Origin of the sequence: Desulfopila aestuarii DSM 18488, from assembly GCF_900143695.1 — a bacterium.
Lineage (GTDB): Bacteria > Desulfobacterota > Desulfobulbia > Desulfobulbales > Desulfocapsaceae > Desulfopila > Desulfopila aestuarii.
Map to the genome: position 1 here is coordinate 103,937 of NZ_FRFE01000016.1, position 16,266 is coordinate 120,202.

Consider the following 16,266-nt stretch of genomic DNA (forward strand, 5'->3'; position numbering starts at 1 on the left):
TGCAGATCACCTTGAGCACATCACATTAGCGTTGATGGATGAGACTTCAGCTTTTCCAGCAAAACAAAGCTATCCACACGTCAGGCCGCCAGATAGTGTTTCCGCCTTCTGGCTAAAGGGTGTTTTTGTGCCACAAGATCCCCTGACAACCTCTCAACAGCCAGCTCCTTTGCCTTAGCCTCAACCTCAACGGTAAGATTCCGATCAAACCAGCAGCTCGGGAAATCGCTGGGATCAATATAGTCATGGTGTGGGCGAGAATCCTTTCCCTGCCATCCATCTCTTGGGCTTGAGAGATGAAAGAGCGGCTCCCGATTCCAGGTAGCCAGTGCCTTCTGCGTGGCTTCTTCAACAGTCAACTCATCCGGAAGGCAGCGATGATGATGCACGTCATATACCAGGGGGACTCCGGTTTGCTCACAGACAGGCAGAAGATCCTGCGGAGTGTAGGTTCGATCGTCGTTCTCCAGTGCCAGCCTGCTACGGACCTGAGCGGGAAGGCGATCGATATTCTCTACCAGACGTGCCAGTGCCGACTCCTTGTCACCATAGGCGCCGCCGCCATGGAGGGTAATGACATCCGCGCCGATCAATTCTGCCAGTTCCGCATGGTAATCAAGTTCATCCAGAGATTGTCGAATCACATGGTCATGCGGAGATGAAAGCAAGGTGAACTGATCTGGGTGAAAAGTCCTGCGGATGTTGTGGTTATCCGCATGACTCCGGGAAACGGCAAGTAATTCGCCAATCAACAGAGCATCGGGCAGTTCGTCAAGCCGGTATGTAAGACGCGGATGGGACTTTAACGGCAGAAATCCAGAGTTCACCCTGAAACTGCCGATACCATGTTCGGAACAATACGATAGTGCACGCACCAGAGATGAGGCGTTGTGAAGAATCGTGGTCGACAACCGGTCAAGCTGCTCATCCCTAGACAACTTCAGCATATGGCCCGCCTGACGCGACCTGAACCTGATGTCAGCTGAATGAAAAATACAGCAGAGACCGAGTCGAATACGTTTTCCATTATACATTTGTTCCTCCCTGCCCATGTTAATTAGAGTTAACTCTCCAGCTATTCCACGCAACACACGTGCAATTTCGTTTGATTTTATTTTCTATTATTCGTAACACTAAACATGAACACAGCGGTCACAATGAAGGCATCTTGACAGGATTTAGATAGCCGAAACTATCATTTATATCTTCAGGAAAATACGGTATGAGCCGACAGAATATGTACCAGGTCATTCTCAACTCCCTGGTAACCCACGTGGCCGTTCTTGATCACCAGGGAATTATCCTGGAAACCAATAACGCCTGGCAGAATTATGCCCGGGAAAACGGTATGCAGGGTGCCGTCGATTGCGTGGGAATTGACTATCTCAAGGTATGCGACAGCTGTCGTGACGGCGACTGTGAAGCCGCATCGGTCGGCACAGCCATTCGGCGGGTCCTCAGTGGAGAACTCCCGGAATATACAACCCAATACCCCTGCCATTCCCCCACCGAACAACACTGGTATTCTTTGCGTGTATTGCCCTACCGATCAGAAGAAGAGCGGCGGGTGATCGTTACCCATGAGGACATCACTCAAATGATCCTCATCCAGGAAGAATTGCGGGCCAAGGAAGAGCAGTTGCGGAGCAAAGCCGAAAAGCTGGAGGAAACCAACATCGCCATGAAGGTTTTGCTCGACCATCGCAGCCGAGACCGCCAGGAACTTGAGAACCGCTTTCTGGCAAACATCCGTGAACTGGTGCTCCCTTATCTGGAAAGACTCAATACCGGCAAACTGCAGCAACGGGAAAAGGCACTCATCTCCATCATCCGGGAACATCTCGAAGATATCAGCAGCCCCTTTCTCCATCGGCTCTCGGCACTGCATCTTCTCCTCACCCCGCAGGAACTTGAGGTCTCGCTGTTGGTTCGCCAGGGCAAAAGCAGCCAGGAAATCGGCGATATTCTTAACATCTCAGTTGCAACGGTCAGCTTTCATCGTAAGAAACTGCGCAAGAAACTTGGCCTTGAAGACCGCAGCCAGAATCTGCGCACCTATCTGCTCTCACTTCAGTAGATCGCCATACCGCTTGACCAGCCCCGCAAGCCACCTTGCCAGCTGTTCAAGGGTGGTTAGCTTGTAGGAAACATTCTCAACAAACTCCTCCTACAGGCAATTTTTACTATGACTCAACACATCCATAGTCTCTCATCCCTTGACTCTCTTCACTTTGACAATACGTTTGTCCGCGAGCTACCGGGCGATCCTCGTGCCGATAACACCAGGAGGCAAGTCGCAGGGGCCTGCTATTCGCGAGTGCTGCCAACGAGGGTAGCAGAACCGCAGCTCATCGCTTATTCTCATGAAATGGCAGAATTACTGGATCTTGACAAGGAAAGCTGCCTCTCTCCTGCTTTTACCGGGATCTTTTCCGGCAACACCCTGCTTTCCGCCATGGACCCCTTTGCCATGTGTTACGGAGGCCATCAGTTTGGCAACTGGGCCGGCCAACTTGGCGACGGTCGTGCCATCAATCTCGGAGAGGTTATCAATCGGCTGGGACAGCGCTGGGTTCTGCAGCTGAAAGGAGCCGGGCCAACACCCTATTCCCGGCGAGCCGATGGACTCGCCGTGCTGCGATCCTCAATCCGGGAGTTCTTATGCAGCGAGGCAATGCATCATCTCGGTGTCCCGACCACCCGGGCACTCAGCCTGGTGCTCACCGGCGAAGGTGTCATGCGCGACATGTTCTATGACGGCCACCCAGCCGAGGAGCCAGGGGCTATCGTCTGCAGGGTCTCACCTTCATTTATCCGTTTCGGTAATTTTGAAATTTTTGCTTCCCGAGGTGAACACGATGTTTTGCGGAAGCTGGTAGATTACACCATCCGCACCGACTTCCCCCATCTAGAAGCCGATTCTCCGGAAGTATATTTTGACTGGTTTGCCGAAATCTGCAGTAGGACAGCAGCAATGATCGTCCACTGGATGCGCGTAGGCTTCGTGCATGGCGTGATGAACACCGACAATATGTCGATTCTCGGCCTCACTATCGATTACGGCCCCTACGGATGGATCGACAATTACGATCCGGATTGGACGCCCAACACCACCGATGCCAATGGCCACCGATATGCCTTCGGCAAACAGCCGTATATCGCCCTCTGGAACCTGACCCAGCTGGCCAATGCTCTCCATCCGCTCACAGATAACGCAGAGCGGCTGCAAGCCATACTCGACACCTCCTACAGGCAGGAATTTCTTGCGGGCTGGCGGAAAACAATGGCCGCCAAACTCGGGCTTACCGCCTATATCGAGGATCACGACGAAACACTTATCACCGAATTGCTCGACCTTCTCTGTGCGGTGGAAACCGACATGACCATTTTTTTCCGCCAGCTGGCAAAACTCGATCCCGCTGGCCAGAATGCTCCTGCCAGTCAACTCCCGGAACAGCTTATACCGGCGTACTACAACGCCGATGCACTCACTGACGACTACCAGGCCAGCATGAACTCCTGGCTCATTAAATACCGCGCCCGTCTTGTGCGTGATGCACAGAATCCTGCCGAGCGAAGAATGCTCATGAACCGTACCAACCCCAAATATGTGCTCCGGAATTATATGGCCCAGATCGCCATAGAAAAGGCGGAGTGCGGTGACTATTCAAGGATTCATGAACTGTTGGAACTGCTTCGCCACCCCTATGACGAACAACCGGAAAACGAAAAGTTCTTTATGAAGCGACCCGACTGGGCCCGACACAAAGCGGGCTGCTCGATGCTCTCCTGAAGCTCATAAGAGCCACCGGCACAGTTGGTGCCGGCCATAAAACACAATGGGCGCCCGTCCCGTTTACAATAACAAGGCAACGGTCAGGGAGAAAAACGAGAGAATAGTCGAGAGTACGATCGCCGAAGACGCCAGGTCGGTATCGCTGTTGAGCTGGGAGGAAAGCACATAGATTGAGGTGGCTGCAGGCAGGGCAAGAAAGATCATGCCCACCTTGAACTCAGTGGCGCCGACCCCGACCAGACTATAGCAAACATACCCTATGAGAGGCAGTACCAGCAGTTTCAGAATCGAGGTCAGAAACGAATTGGCAAAATGGGCCCTGACACCGGAAAAGGTTAGGGCACCGCCGATGGAAAGGAGCGCAAGCGGCAGGGTCACCATCGACATCAGACTGAAGGTATTATTTAGAAACATCGGGAAACTGCCTATCAGCCGCGAATAGATAAAACCGGCAAGGCAGCCAAGGATAAGAGGATTGGCAGCCAGTGCCCGAGTAAGCACCTTCAATCGCCCTCGGATAGACAGTTGTTCACCCGAAAACCAGATGAGGGTAGATACCGCCAGAACGTTGATAATCGGGATGGCTAAACCGATCAGGATACCGAAGATGGCAATGCCCTTTTCCCCCAGAGCGGTGAGTGTCACCGCTACCCCGATATAGGTGTTGAACCGGTAGCAGGCCTGGGAGAAGGTCCCAGCCTGAAAGTCGCTGATACCAAAGAGCCGGATCGAGATCACCGAGAGGAGAAACATCAGCACGATCACCAGCAGAGTGACCAGATGAAAGCTCCAGTCGATGTTGCCAGCCGCATACGAGGCCCCGCCGATCTTCCAGAACAGCATGACCGGAAAAAAAATATAATAGATCAGCCGGTCCGACTGGCGCAAAAAGGTTGGATCGGTGAACCCCCACTTTTTCAACAGAACTCCCAGCAGAATGAGGAGAAAAACTGGAAAGAGTGAGTTGACAACTATCACGGGCAGCGGACTCCTCCGTTATCGGAACATGGATCAAGCCTCATCAAGCGGCAGCACCGTGGTACTCTTTAACGTTTCCAACACAAAGGAGGTCCGGATATTCTGGATGCCGGGAATGGCGGTGAGTTTATCATTAATGAACCGGGTATAGCTCGGCATATCCCGCACCGCTACTTTCAACAGGAAATCGACATCACCGGTTAGCTGAAAGCACTCCTGCATCTCCTCAAGCGCCATCAACTGCCGTTTCACTTCCTTCAGCGAAGTGATATTATTGAGGCTAACCGAGATGATGATGATGGCCAACAGACCAAACCCGGCTTTCTCGCGATCCACCAAAGCCGCATACTGACGGATCATCCCCGAAGCCTCCAACCGTTTGACCCGTTCCAGCATGGCCGGTGGCGAGATACCGATCTCCCCCGCCAGCTTGGAATTCGTAATCCGACCATTCTCCTGCAGGATATTCAGTATTCTTCTGTCCGTTCTGTCCATACCCAACCTTTTATCCGCGTGATGCAAAGATTATTAAACCAAAAAAATATTTCAAAAATGAACCGGGGTCACCGAGTCCACCATTGTATTGAATTTTATTCACTCTTCCAACAAAAATACTTCAATATAATTAGGGAAGCCGCCAAATAAGACCGGGAGCTGATTAATCACTTATTGACTTCATCTTAATAAAATTATATAAAATGAGCATACAGGCTAATATGCGGCAACAGCGCTGATCTGGATACGGAATTTCCGGCAAGCAGAGACGTTGATCGTATGGGGTCTGGAGATATGTGAACAGCAGAGATGCTGTACATCAAGTGCTCATGGGCGGAGGTTGCTCCTCATGCCATTGATAATAACGTAGTGCTCTTCTTCCTCTTGATAATCTCTGGCAGGGTAGTGCTGACGGCATCCACGGAACTCCTCGCAACGGTTCCCGCCACAGCCGGTTTTCCCCGACAATCAGGTTATCCTCCTCTTCTTCAACTACAATCATTGTGGCATTGCAGCCACGTCCATGAGCATTCCCTTCCGGTAGCCGGGCCCACGGGGTCCGGCTACTGCCTTTTTGCCCAAATATTCGATGGAACTGATCCGATTGGCGACATAACGTTCATCCATCACTTGATAGAGGTCGATGGCGATGGCATCCATATCTCAAATGCCTGAGGTGAGGTTAAAATTCCTCTCGTGTTTGGCCAGAACAGGAAGTAAGGTTTGTAACGATATGCTACACATCCCGAACATTGAATGAAATCTCAAATGTATAGTTTGGCGGCAGGTGATATATGGCGGATAATCTGAAATTTCAACTTCTTTTTAAGGATCGCATAGGGATAGTCTTCGATATCGCCAGGCTGATGAGCGAGCAGAGCATAAATATCGTCGCAATGGAGGTTGAGCAGATAGAAGGTTTTGCGAAAATCTCGATCGAGATTGAAGTAGAAGATCAATTCTTTGACAAGGATGCTCTGATTACCCTTTTTGCCACCCTTCCCGGCCTTGAAAGCTATACCGAAGTGCGAAGTCTCCCACAGGAGAAGAGGGAGCAATGGTTTCGCACCTTGTTTGACGGCATGAGCGAAGGCGTTATGTCTGTTGATGCCAGTGGCACGATTAATACTGTCAATAGTGTAGCCTGTCGTCTCCTAGGGGAAGTTTATGAAAACATTATCGGGCAACATATAAGCGAATTAAGTCCTAAGGATTCAATTTTGCTGGATTGTATACGAAAAAAAATACCGGTCAGTAGAAGAAAATGGGCGCTTACAAACACGGGCAGAGTTGAATTTTACGGATCGGCCAAGCCGATTCATGACTCTCAGGGGAGGTTTGTCGGGGCAGTGCTCCTTATGAAAAACTTGAAAGAGGTAAAAGAGATGGTTGATGCCGTCTCAACTCCTCTGGAAGTTACTTTTCTCGATTTTATCGGTCAGAGTCCGGTCATTAAGAACCTGATCACTTTTGCCAAAAAAATTTCAGATACTACTACAACCGTCTCAATTACCGGCGAAAGTGGAACAGGCAAAGAACTCTTTGCTAAAGCCATTCATTTTGAAAGTGGCAGGAAAGGCCCATTTATCCCGATAAACTGCGCAGCATTACCCGAACAGCTTATTGAAAGTGAACTGTTCGGCTATGTTGACGGGGCATTTACCGGGGCACGAAAAAGAGGCAAACCCGGTTTATTTGAGGCAGCCACTGATGGCACCATATTTCTTGATGAGATCGGCGATATGCCTCCCGGACCGCAGGCTAAAATTCTTCGTGTATTGCAGGACGGACTCGTCAGGAGGATTGGAGGCTTTGAAGAGATTCCGGTAAATGCCAGGGTAATTACTGCTACAAATAAAGATCTTAAGTCGATGGTGCAGGAGAACCGTTTTCGTGAGGATCTCTATTATCGTATTAATGTTCTTACGATCCAGATCCCCCCCCCTCAAAGAGAGACTGATGGATATTCCCCTTCTTGCAAGAAGTTTCCTGCAACATTTTAATCGAAAACTTGGCAAAGCGGATCAGACGATAAGTAGTGCGGCAATTGCCAAATTGTACAACTCAAGCTGGCCCGGTAACGTGAGAGAACTGAAAAATGTAATAGAACGGGCCTCGGTGTTGAGTGATTCTGATGAGATTGGCGCGGATGCAATACTTCTCAGTCACGAAACAACAAGCCATGGCAACCGGATCAACTCCGGACTCGCTAAGGGGAGCACGAACTCATTGAAAGATATTGTTGGTTTCTATGAACGGGAGATATTGCTCGATACCCTTAATTCAAGTCCCAGCATCCGTAAGGCAGCTCAAAGACTATCGATTTCACATACTGCCCTATTGAAAAAGATAGAAAAGTATAAACTACAGTGCGGTAACAAAACGAACCGGTGGATCAAAAACGAACCGCAAAATTAAGTATAAACATATCATTATTTTGGATTTACATATAGGATTTTTGGTAATAAATGATACCATTTCTATATTCTTTTCTCACCTGCACATCTCCCTTCTGTCTCATAATGAATTTTCTTTCATTATGATCGTTCGATAGCAACTATCTGTTATCCCCTTACATATCGATTCATTCCGATTGCTATCCGTAGATATTGGCAATGCCTTTCTCGCAACTGGCAGGCATCTTGCTATCTCCTTGACTGAACGATGTTTGCGTGCCTTGCAGAAGGTTCGTTGAGTTGTACGCCAACGCTGTTCACCATTATACGTGTCCCTAGGAGGTTGTCCGGAAAAAGAAATTTTGTCTCAGATCCAGGCATTCCCGGACAGGCTCCAGGTGAACAGATGGGAAACAGTCCTTTAACCAGGAGGTCAGGAAGAATGAAAGTTGGAATTCTCAAAGAAATTAAAAGTGCAGAAAACAGAGTTTCCATGACTCCTTCCGGAGTCGAGACAATGCTGGCAAACGGCCATGAGGTTATGGTGGAGCAATCGGCTGGTGTCGGCTCCGGGTTTTCAGACGAGGCCTATCGTGCAGCAGGGGCAAAAATCGTGGACACCCCTTCTGAGATCTATGGAATTGCCGATATGGTCATGCACGTCAAAGAGCCTCAGCCTTCCGAGTACGATATGGTCAGGGAAGGTCAGATTGTCTTTACCTATTTTCATTTCGCTCCAGATGAACAACTTACACGAGCCTTTGTCAAAAACAAATCCGTCGCTATCGCCTACGAGACTGTTGAAGGACCAAAAGGCGACCTGCCACTGCTTACCCCAATGAGTGAAGTTGCAGGACGAATGTCGATGCAGGAAGGAGCCAAGTATCTTGAACGTTTCTATGGTGGCAGAGGGCTTCTTCTAGGCGGTGTGACTGGTGTTGCGCCGGCTACCGTTGTTGTTATCGGCGGCGGTGTGGTTGGTACAAACGCGGCACAAATGGCCTGCGGGCTTGGCGCCAAGGTGTATCTGCTCGATATGAATCTAGACCGCCTTCGATACCTTTCTGAGATAATGCCGAAAAATTGCTTTCCTATGATGAGTAGCCCCACGCTCCTGCGCGAGCTGGTTGTAGAGGCCGATGTTGTGATCGGCGCAATTCTTGTGGCAGGGACCAAGGCCCCGAAACTCGTTACACGAGAGATGTTGAAGTCCATGAAGCGGGGTGCTGTCATTGTTGATGTAGCCATCGACCAGGGTGGCTGCTTTGAAACTTCAAAAGCCACAACCCATGCAGAGCCTGTGTATGAAGTCGATGGAGTTATTCATTATTGCGTTGCCAATATGCCGGGTGCTGTTCCTGTTACCTCAACCATGGCCCTGACAAATGCAACCCTGCCGTATGCCGTGGAGATAGCCAATAAGGGCTGGAAGAAATCTGCATTGGAGAACCATGGTATAAAAACCGGTCTCAATATTGTCTACGGGAAGGTCACCTACAAGGGGGTGGCCGATGCCTTTGGGCTGGACTATACCCCGGTTGAGGAGGTGCTGTAACTGTTGAGCAGTGCATTACCCGGAGTCTGCGCTCACCTGCGAACAATCAGGCTGGATAACATGAAATTACAATAGTTTTCGAGCCTGTTTGTACACCCCTGAAGCACTGCCGGTCAGTTGTATAGCCCCAAGCTTTTCAATACAGGGACGAGCGACTTATAAAAAAAATGGCAGTAGATGCAGAGGCAGTCGCAAGTAAGCAGCCGAATGCAAACTTTTCTTAAGATTTCAGAGAAGTAAATGTCAAACAGAAATACATAGGGAGAGAAAGAATGGAATTAATAAGTACTCTAGATGCCATAGTCGGAAAAATAGGTGCCTTTGCCTGGGGACCACCGATGTTGATTTTACTTGTTGGAACTGGCTTCTGGTTGACCTTTGCACTTCGTGGACTGCAGTTTAGTAAGCTTGGACATGCCCTGTATCTTGCACTGATTAAACGCAAGGAAGATACCGACGAACCTGGTGATATCACACATTTTCAAGCTCTCATGACCGCACTTTCAGCAACGGTTGGCACCGGTAATATAGCCGGTGTTGCCACTGCCATTGCTGTAGGTGGCCCCGGAGCTCTGTTCTGGATGTGGGTAACCGGTCTTGTTGGGATGGCTACCAAATATGCCGAAGCAGTACTTGCTGTAAAATATCGTGTTGTAGATGAAAACGGCGAAATGAGCGGTGGACCGATGTATTACATCTCGAAAGGGTTAAATCTGCCCTGGCTTGGAACCGTTTTCGCAGTTTTTGCATCTGTTGCCGCCTTTGGTATTGGCAACATGGTTCAGTCCAACTCAGTTGCTGACGCAGTGGAGGCAACCTACCATGTACCGCAACTGGTAACGGGCGTCATCCTGATGGTTTGCACCGCCGCCGTTGTTCTCGGCGGTATTAAGAAAATTGGTAAGGTCACCGGCGTTCTTGTACCAATCATGATTGTTTTCTATATGGCCGGTGCATCGTATATTATTCTTACCCATATCTCAGCAGTTCCTGCGGCTCTGGTGTTCATCGTCAAGCAGGCATTCAATCCTACCGCGGCAGTCGGCGGTTTTGCCGGTGCCTCAATAATGCTGGCGATTCGGATGGGCGTTGCTCGTGGTGTGTTCTCCAATGAATCAGGTCTCGGTAGTGCTCCTATCGCTGCAGCGGCAGCACAAACCAAGAGCCCGATCAGTCAAGCCCTTGTGTCCATGACGCAGACATTTATCGATACCATTATCGTTTGTACCATGACTGGCCTTGTTCTCATTATTACAGGTGCCTGGTCAAATGGTGAAACTGGTGCTCAATTGACAACGATGGCTTTTGCTGCCGGCATGCCTGGTGGTGCTCATGTTGTGACCATTGGTATAATCCTCTTCGCCTATTCGACCATTCTCGGTTGGTGTTATTATGGTGAAAAGTCCATTGAGTATATCTTTGGCGTCAAGTCAGTTCTGCCGTACAGGATCGCATTTGTCATTTTTGTTGGTGTTGGAGCTGTAGCCAAACTGAGCCTTGTCTGGAATATTTCCGATACCCTCAACGGATTGATGGCTATTCCGAACCTTATCGGCCTCCTGTTCCTGACCCCGGTTGTTGTTTCAGAGACAAAGAAATATTTTGATAACAAAAAAGAAAAGGTCTCCGTAACTGTCAAGGATTGAACAACTACATAACCTGAAACCAGATCAGAAGATTTCAGGAAAAACAGAAGCAAGTCTCAACCCAAATGGCTCCTTCAGTCTTAAACTGGAAGGAGCCATCTTTGTCAGGGGAATATCTTTTTTGCATTTCATAATTTCGGCCTGGTAACGGCAAAGACCCGAGTTTATACCCTTAAGGGGGAATGGCGATAGATCAGGAAATAAGATATTGCTTTCTAAGCGATTGACGCCAGCCCCCGTTTAGACTCCTGCTTCTGTTTATTGCGGAGGCAATTGCAGCCACTTCCATGAGTATTCTCAGATCGTTTAGCCACCAACAACCGGCTCCATCAGGACAGTGAAATGACGGAGCACCTGAGCCTGCCGGACAATACGATAGCCCGGGAGCTTATCTTTCTGGCGATCAAGCTCAACAATCACCTCCGCCAGGTAATCCACATGACTTTGAGTGTAGACCCGGCGAGGAAAGGCCAGCCGCACCAACTCGTGGGCAGCCTCCTTTTCTGAGCCATCGGGCTGCAGCCCGAACATCACTGAGCCGATCTCCACCCCCCGCACCCCGCCAAGCAGATACAGGCCATTATTAAGGCTCCAAGCCGGATACTCCTGCCATGAAAGGTGCGACAGCATACGCCGGGCATCGAGATAGATGGCATGACCTCCAGTGGGCCGGATGATAGGAATACCTGCATCCTGTAATTTTTCGCCCAGATACTCAATGGAACGGATTCTATAGGCGAGATAACGCTCATCCATCGCTTCATAGAGGCCGATGGCAATAGCCTCCATATCGTAGCCGGCCATCCCTCCATACGTCGGAAACCCCTCCATTAAAATTTCAAAACTGCGGCACTGTTCAGCCAGCTTCGAATCGTTCATGGCCAGAAAACCGCCGATATTGGCCATGCCGTCCTTTTTGGCGCTCATTGTGCAACCGTCGGCATAGCCGAACAGCTCACGGGCAATGTCGATGAGCGGCACATTGGCATACCCAGCTTCCCTGGTTTTGATAAACCAGCAGTTTTCAGCGAAGCGGCAGGCGTCAAGAAAGAACGGGATACCATGCGCTTTGGCCAGTGCACTCACCTTCCGAACATTTTCCATGCTCACCGGTTGGCCGCCTCCGGAATTATTGGTGACCGTCATCATGATGAGGGGAATCCGGGCAACGCCCTCTTTCTCGATAAGTGCGGCCAGTTTCTCCACATTCATGTTGCCCTTGAAGGGATGGATCAGCGCCAGATCCGCCCCCTCGTCAATCACCAGATCCCGCGCCTCAGCCCCGCAATGTTCAACATGGGCACGGGTTGTGTCAAAGTGATTATTATTGGGGATGATCTTACCGGCACTGGCAATGGCATGAAAGAGAATATGCTCCGCCCCGCCTCCCTGATGGGTCGGCATAACATGAGCGTAGCCGGTGATATCTTTCACCGCTTCCTCAAACCGGTAAAAAGATCTCGCCCCGGCATAGGACTCGTCACTGGCCATCATCCCTGCCCATTGCTGCGAGGACATGGCCCCGGTGCCGCTGTCGGTCAACAGGTCAATAAGGATATCTTTGGCCCGCAGCAGAAAGGGGTTATAGCCCGCCTGGGCCAGCAGCTCTTTCCGCTCTTCCGGGGTAGTGAAGCCCACGGGCTCGACGGAGCGGATACGAAAAGGTTCGACGATGGTTTTGGGTGAAAATGGTTGAAAGTGCATGGCTACCCCGCATTTCGATTCTACCGGGAACGCTCCCGGCCAGCGGACAACGTTATGTCATGCTTCGTCCAGTCCTGTCACACCACACGATAAAGATGCAAATCAGTTCAAAGAAAGAAAAAGAGCGTCCCGTTGAAAATCGACCAGGCCAGCACCAGTCCAGTAGCCACCAGGCATAGAATAGCCATGAACGTGTGGCTGAAACGGTCGGATTTCCGTTCCCGATACCCAAGCAGCATTGCCACCAGCGCACCGGCCGCCATGCCGCCGCCATGGCCCCAGTTGTTGATACCGGGCACGAAAAAGCCGAAGACAAAGATACTGAGCGCCCAACCACTGATCTGGCTATACACCGCGTTGCCATAGACACCGCCCCGACTCTTGCCATAGTACAGGGCGGCACCAATAAGGCCACAGACTGCCGCCGAAGCACCAATAGTAAAACGTACCCCCATAAGCGCGGAAAGAACAAAACCGCCGATTCCGCTGAGCGTATAGATGGTAAACATCCTGCTGCTGCCGAATTCCTTTATAAGCAACGGCCCTAACTGGTAGAGGGCGATCATGTTGAATACGATATGCAATAGGCTACCATGCAGGTAGCTGGCCGAAACAAGCGACCACCAGGCGTGGAGTTGAAAAATCGGGATGGTACCGGTAGAACCCAGCACCAAAAGACTGCTGTTGCTGGGCGAAAGCAGATGAAAGGGACTGCCGCCATAGGCCGCAAAACGCGGATCTATGAAGATGGAAAGAACGAACATGACAACATTACAGGTAATAATGAGCCGAATGATGTCGTTTCCGTCACCGAACAATCTGGCAATACTGCCATTCTTCCATGGTGAACCCGGCCGGGAAAGCCCGCAATGAGGGCAGGCTGCAGCGGCGCGGCTTACCAGTCTCCTGCAGTTGGGGCAGAGCAGAGAACTTCTCTCAGTTGATGCATTCATAGGTGACAGTCTCGTAAAAACCTCGTATTTGAAATAGGCTCAGTAAAAAATTGCATAGAGAAGACGCGGCAAATTTCCATTGTTTCAATGCACTGAATGTAGATCGCAAATGTTCAATATTTGCAGTAACAAAGCAGGCGGAGTGATTATTACAACGCCATCGACGATCGAATATCTCTGAAAACCATAACAAGCAGTACTGGAAAAGCAAGGCGATCGTCACGCCAATGTCGAGAGTCCGGCAGAAGATACCGATCTTTCGTTTTTTCCTTTCAAGATCGACAAAATAGCTCTTTACAAAAGTTACACTTTCGTCATAATGCGTTACCAACAACAGTATTAATTCGCGACAAGAAAGGAGACGTGACCAGATGAAAATACTTGTAGGTTACAGTGGGAAAAATATCGGTCAGGATCTGCTGCAGCTTGCAGCCCAACACGCCAAAGCATTCCAGGGCGAGGTCATTATTGCCACTTCCATGGTAGGTGGAGATAAAACCACTCGGGAAAAAGTCATCGAGGCCGAAGACAACCTTAAGGAAGTACAGGATTTTTTCAAAAAAATGCAAATTCAGTGCGAAACCCACCTGCTGGTCAGAAATATGACTGCCGGCGAGGATATAGTGGAATTCGCCAAAGAGCAGAATGTAGATGAGATCATCATCGGAGTGAAAAGCCGCTCCAAGGTGGGCAAACTCTTATTTGGTTCAACCGCCCAGTTCGTTATTTTAAAAGCTCATTGCCCGGTAGTTTCGGTGAAATAGAGCCTTTGTTACCCTCCGGAAATGGCGGGGAAGACATCAATTTCATCTTCCCCGCTCACCATTGTTTCACCAGTAACCACCCGTCCTTTCCTGACTGCGATATAACCGCCGAGCTCAACTCCCGCCTGGATGGCGCACTGGTGCACGACCTCATCAAGACGCCGGGGAACATCGACACTGAGCGGGACCGCTGAGGTCCCGCTCAACCTGAAGCTCACTTTCACCATCGCCTTGCCTCGGCGACCTCCTCATCGGTAATATCGATTTTCTCGCCTGTTTCCGGTTGTGCCTCTTCATAGAATGTTTCGGCAAAGCGATGATCAAGTGCGGTTATGCCGGCGTCCCGATTGAACTGGTGTTCCAATCTCAGGGTTTCTTTGACGATGTCGTCAAACTCCACGTCGCTGATTTCCACATCATGGAGAATTTTGATCAGGTCCAGCAGCGGAGTCATATCGTTACGTACCGAGTAACGGACGAAATTGCACATGCCCATGGCATCCATGCGGGAGCCTATAACCTGGAACTTCTTCGACAGGTTCACTTTTCCCTCTTTGGTGGTGGGCACCTCCTCGTCCCGCAAGGTGAAACCGAAGGTGTGATCAGCACCCATGGGCGATGAAAGATAGGTCATGGCCATGCCCTTGGTGCCGCGTGGCTCGTAGGCCGGAAGGGCCTGCCCCAGGATATGCGGAGCATGACGCACTCCCAGCACTTTGGCGGCAGTCTTGCATCCGGAACCAAGAATACGACCAAGCGGTGTAAGGTTCCTGATCTCTTCCATAAATCCAATCGCGGCCTGATCATCGCCGAACTCTGCAAGACCCGCCTCCATGGCTACGCCGATGGCTGCACCGCAATCTAGAGTGTCGACCCCGGCATCATTGGCAATCCGGTTCATGGTTGCAATGGTATCAAGGTTCTTCAGGCAAAGGTTGGAACCCATAAGCGCCATGGTCTCATATTCGATCGGAGAACAGAGCAGGGCACCGTCCTTATCCGGATAAACGTTAGAACACTGGATGGCACAGGGATGCTGACAGGCGTGCTGGGTTCTGCCTTCGCCACCGCGCTCCTTGATGGTATCATACATGGTCTGGGCATTGATTCTCTCGGCACCTTCCATCCAGCCGTGGGTGAAGTTCCGGGTGGGCAAAACGTTTACAGCCTGGCAGATATCGACCATGGCGGCAGTGCCGTATTTCGTAAAGAGCGAGGAAACAGGATTTTCCTGCAGCAGCTTAACGATCCGACGGGAACCGGTCTTGAACACTTCAGAGTCGACGAATTCCGGTTTCACATCACCATCCGCCAGCACCACCAGGGCGATAACCTTCTTGCTGGCCATAACCGCACCCAGCCCGCCGCGCCCGGCATAACGGGAGCAGACACCATGGGGATCTGAGCAGGCAAGCCCCGATGCCAGCAGTAGCTTCTCTCCGGCAGGACCGATGGTAACACAACCCGCCTTTGCACCAAAACGTTCGACAAGCAGCTCAGATTTTTCATAGACGCCCTTGCCGGCCAGGAATTCGCCATCATGAAAGGTTACACCTTCCTTACCGACAACAATGATTTTCCAGCCGGCATCACGACCTGGAGCATCTTCAAGGGCAATGCAGCGCAGTCCTTGCTCCGCCATCCTGGTGCCGACAATGCCGCCGGCGTTACTCTCCTTGATGCCACCGGTAAGCGGACTCTTGCCACCGATGCTCAAACGGTTCGAACTCGACACCGTGGTTCCACTCAAGACTCCGTTGGTAAAAAACAGTTTATTCTGGCGACCAAACGGATCACAAGCGGGAACAACCTCTCGACTGACCAGCCGCGATGAGAGCGTACGCGCCCCCAGAAGAAATTCTCGAGTATTGGCCTGCTCTTTAACGGTAGCACCTGTGGCGGTGTTAATTCTCAACATTGTAAACATTTGTTGCCCCTTCTCTTTTTTTCCGCATGAAGTTCATCAAGCTGTATGGAAA

General features: G+C 50.5%; 15 protein-coding genes. 7 read left to right on the plus strand and 8 right to left on the minus strand.

The genetic code is table 11. From position 1 onward, the window contains the following. Positions 1 to 80: 80 nt before the first annotated feature. On the minus strand, positions 81 to 947 hold the full coding sequence (gene uvsE, locus BUF15_RS15785; RefSeq protein ID WP_234981193.1) for a UV DNA damage repair endonuclease UvsE: 867 nt from the start codon (positions 945 to 947) through the stop codon (positions 81 to 83). Between the two features lie 275 nt (positions 948 to 1,222). Between uvsE and BUF15_RS15790 the strand changes: the two genes are divergently transcribed. Both BUF15_RS15790 and BUF15_RS15795 read left to right on the plus strand, forming a co-directional pair. After that, positions 1,223 to 2,077, plus strand: a complete 855-nt coding sequence (locus tag BUF15_RS15790) for a PAS and helix-turn-helix domain-containing protein (RefSeq protein ID WP_073614671.1) — start codon at positions 1,223 to 1,225, stop codon at positions 2,075 to 2,077. A gap of 108 nt (positions 2,078 to 2,185) precedes the next feature. Beyond that, positions 2,186 to 3,793, plus strand: coding sequence for a protein adenylyltransferase SelO (locus BUF15_RS15795; RefSeq protein WP_073614672.1), 1,608 nt, complete (start codon positions 2,186 to 2,188; stop codon positions 3,791 to 3,793). A gap of 63 nt (positions 3,794 to 3,856) precedes the next feature. Here BUF15_RS15795 and BUF15_RS15800 read toward each other — a convergent pair whose 3' ends face one another. From BUF15_RS15800 to BUF15_RS27160, 3 genes are all read right to left on the minus strand, one after another. Further along, positions 3,857 to 4,774 (minus strand): AEC family transporter, encoded by a 918-nt coding sequence (locus BUF15_RS15800; protein ID WP_073614673.1) that lies wholly within the window; start codon positions 4,772 to 4,774, stop codon positions 3,857 to 3,859. Between the two features lie 33 nt (positions 4,775 to 4,807). After that, positions 4,808 to 5,269, minus strand: coding sequence for an Lrp/AsnC family transcriptional regulator (locus BUF15_RS15805; protein ID WP_073614674.1), 462 nt, complete (start codon positions 5,267 to 5,269; stop codon positions 4,808 to 4,810). A gap of 498 nt (positions 5,270 to 5,767) precedes the next feature. After that, a complete protein-coding gene (locus BUF15_RS27160; protein ID WP_159441313.1) occupies positions 5,768 to 5,929 on the minus strand; it encodes a hypothetical protein in 162 nt (53 codons plus the stop codon). A 134-nt stretch (positions 5,930 to 6,063) separates the two neighbouring features. On the opposite strand from BUF15_RS27160, the gene BUF15_RS15810 reads away from it, so the two are divergent. From BUF15_RS15810 to BUF15_RS15820, 4 genes are all read left to right on the plus strand, one after another. Further along, entirely contained in the window at positions 6,064 to 7,272 is a 1,209-nt protein-coding gene (locus tag BUF15_RS15810; protein ID WP_084554062.1) for a sigma-54 interaction domain-containing protein, read from the plus strand. After that, complete coding sequence (locus tag BUF15_RS26615; protein WP_159441314.1) at positions 7,229 to 7,687, plus strand: AAA-type ATPase lid domain-containing protein; 459 nt, start codon at positions 7,229 to 7,231, stop codon at positions 7,685 to 7,687. Before BUF15_RS15810 ends, BUF15_RS26615 begins: the two co-directional genes overlap by 44 nt. A gap of 420 nt (positions 7,688 to 8,107) precedes the next feature. Next, the gene (ald, locus tag BUF15_RS15815; protein WP_073614675.1) at positions 8,108 to 9,220 is read left to right on the plus strand and encodes an alanine dehydrogenase; all 1,113 of its coding nucleotides are present in this window, start codon (positions 8,108 to 8,110) and stop codon (positions 9,218 to 9,220) included. A gap of 272 nt (positions 9,221 to 9,492) precedes the next feature. Then, positions 9,493 to 10,866, plus strand: coding sequence for an alanine/glycine:cation symporter family protein (locus BUF15_RS15820; protein WP_073614676.1), 1,374 nt, complete (start codon positions 9,493 to 9,495; stop codon positions 10,864 to 10,866). A gap of 306 nt (positions 10,867 to 11,172) precedes the next feature. Here BUF15_RS15820 and BUF15_RS15825 read toward each other — a convergent pair whose 3' ends face one another. Together BUF15_RS15825 and BUF15_RS15830 are read right to left on the minus strand one after the other, a co-directional pair. Continuing rightward, positions 11,173 to 12,570, minus strand: a complete 1,398-nt coding sequence (locus BUF15_RS15825; protein WP_073614677.1) for a tryptophanase — start codon at positions 12,568 to 12,570, stop codon at positions 11,173 to 11,175. A 107-nt stretch (positions 12,571 to 12,677) separates the two neighbouring features. Continuing rightward, positions 12,678 to 13,523: a rhomboid family intramembrane serine protease gene (locus BUF15_RS15830; protein WP_073614678.1), complete on the minus strand. Its 846-nt coding sequence runs from the start codon at positions 13,521 to 13,523 to the stop codon at positions 12,678 to 12,680. Between the two features lie 371 nt (positions 13,524 to 13,894). On the opposite strand from BUF15_RS15830, the gene BUF15_RS15835 reads away from it, so the two are divergent. Further along, positions 13,895 to 14,287 carry a universal stress protein gene (locus tag BUF15_RS15835; protein WP_073614679.1) on the plus strand — a complete coding sequence of 131 codons (393 nt, stop codon included), beginning with the start codon at positions 13,895 to 13,897 and terminating at the stop codon, positions 14,285 to 14,287. An 8-nt stretch (positions 14,288 to 14,295) separates the two neighbouring features. Here BUF15_RS15835 and BUF15_RS15840 read toward each other — a convergent pair whose 3' ends face one another. Together BUF15_RS15840 and BUF15_RS15845 are read right to left on the minus strand one after the other, a co-directional pair. Then, positions 14,296 to 14,514 carry a MoaD/ThiS family protein gene (locus BUF15_RS15840; RefSeq protein ID WP_073614680.1) on the minus strand — a complete coding sequence of 73 codons (219 nt, stop codon included), beginning with the start codon at positions 14,512 to 14,514 and terminating at the stop codon, positions 14,296 to 14,298. After that, the gene (locus BUF15_RS15845; RefSeq protein WP_073614681.1) at positions 14,508 to 16,214 is read right to left on the minus strand and encodes an aldehyde ferredoxin oxidoreductase C-terminal domain-containing protein; all 1,707 of its coding nucleotides are present in this window, start codon (positions 16,212 to 16,214) and stop codon (positions 14,508 to 14,510) included. The genes BUF15_RS15840 and BUF15_RS15845 overlap by 7 nt, the downstream gene beginning before the upstream one ends. Positions 16,215 to 16,266: the final 52 nt, after the last annotated feature.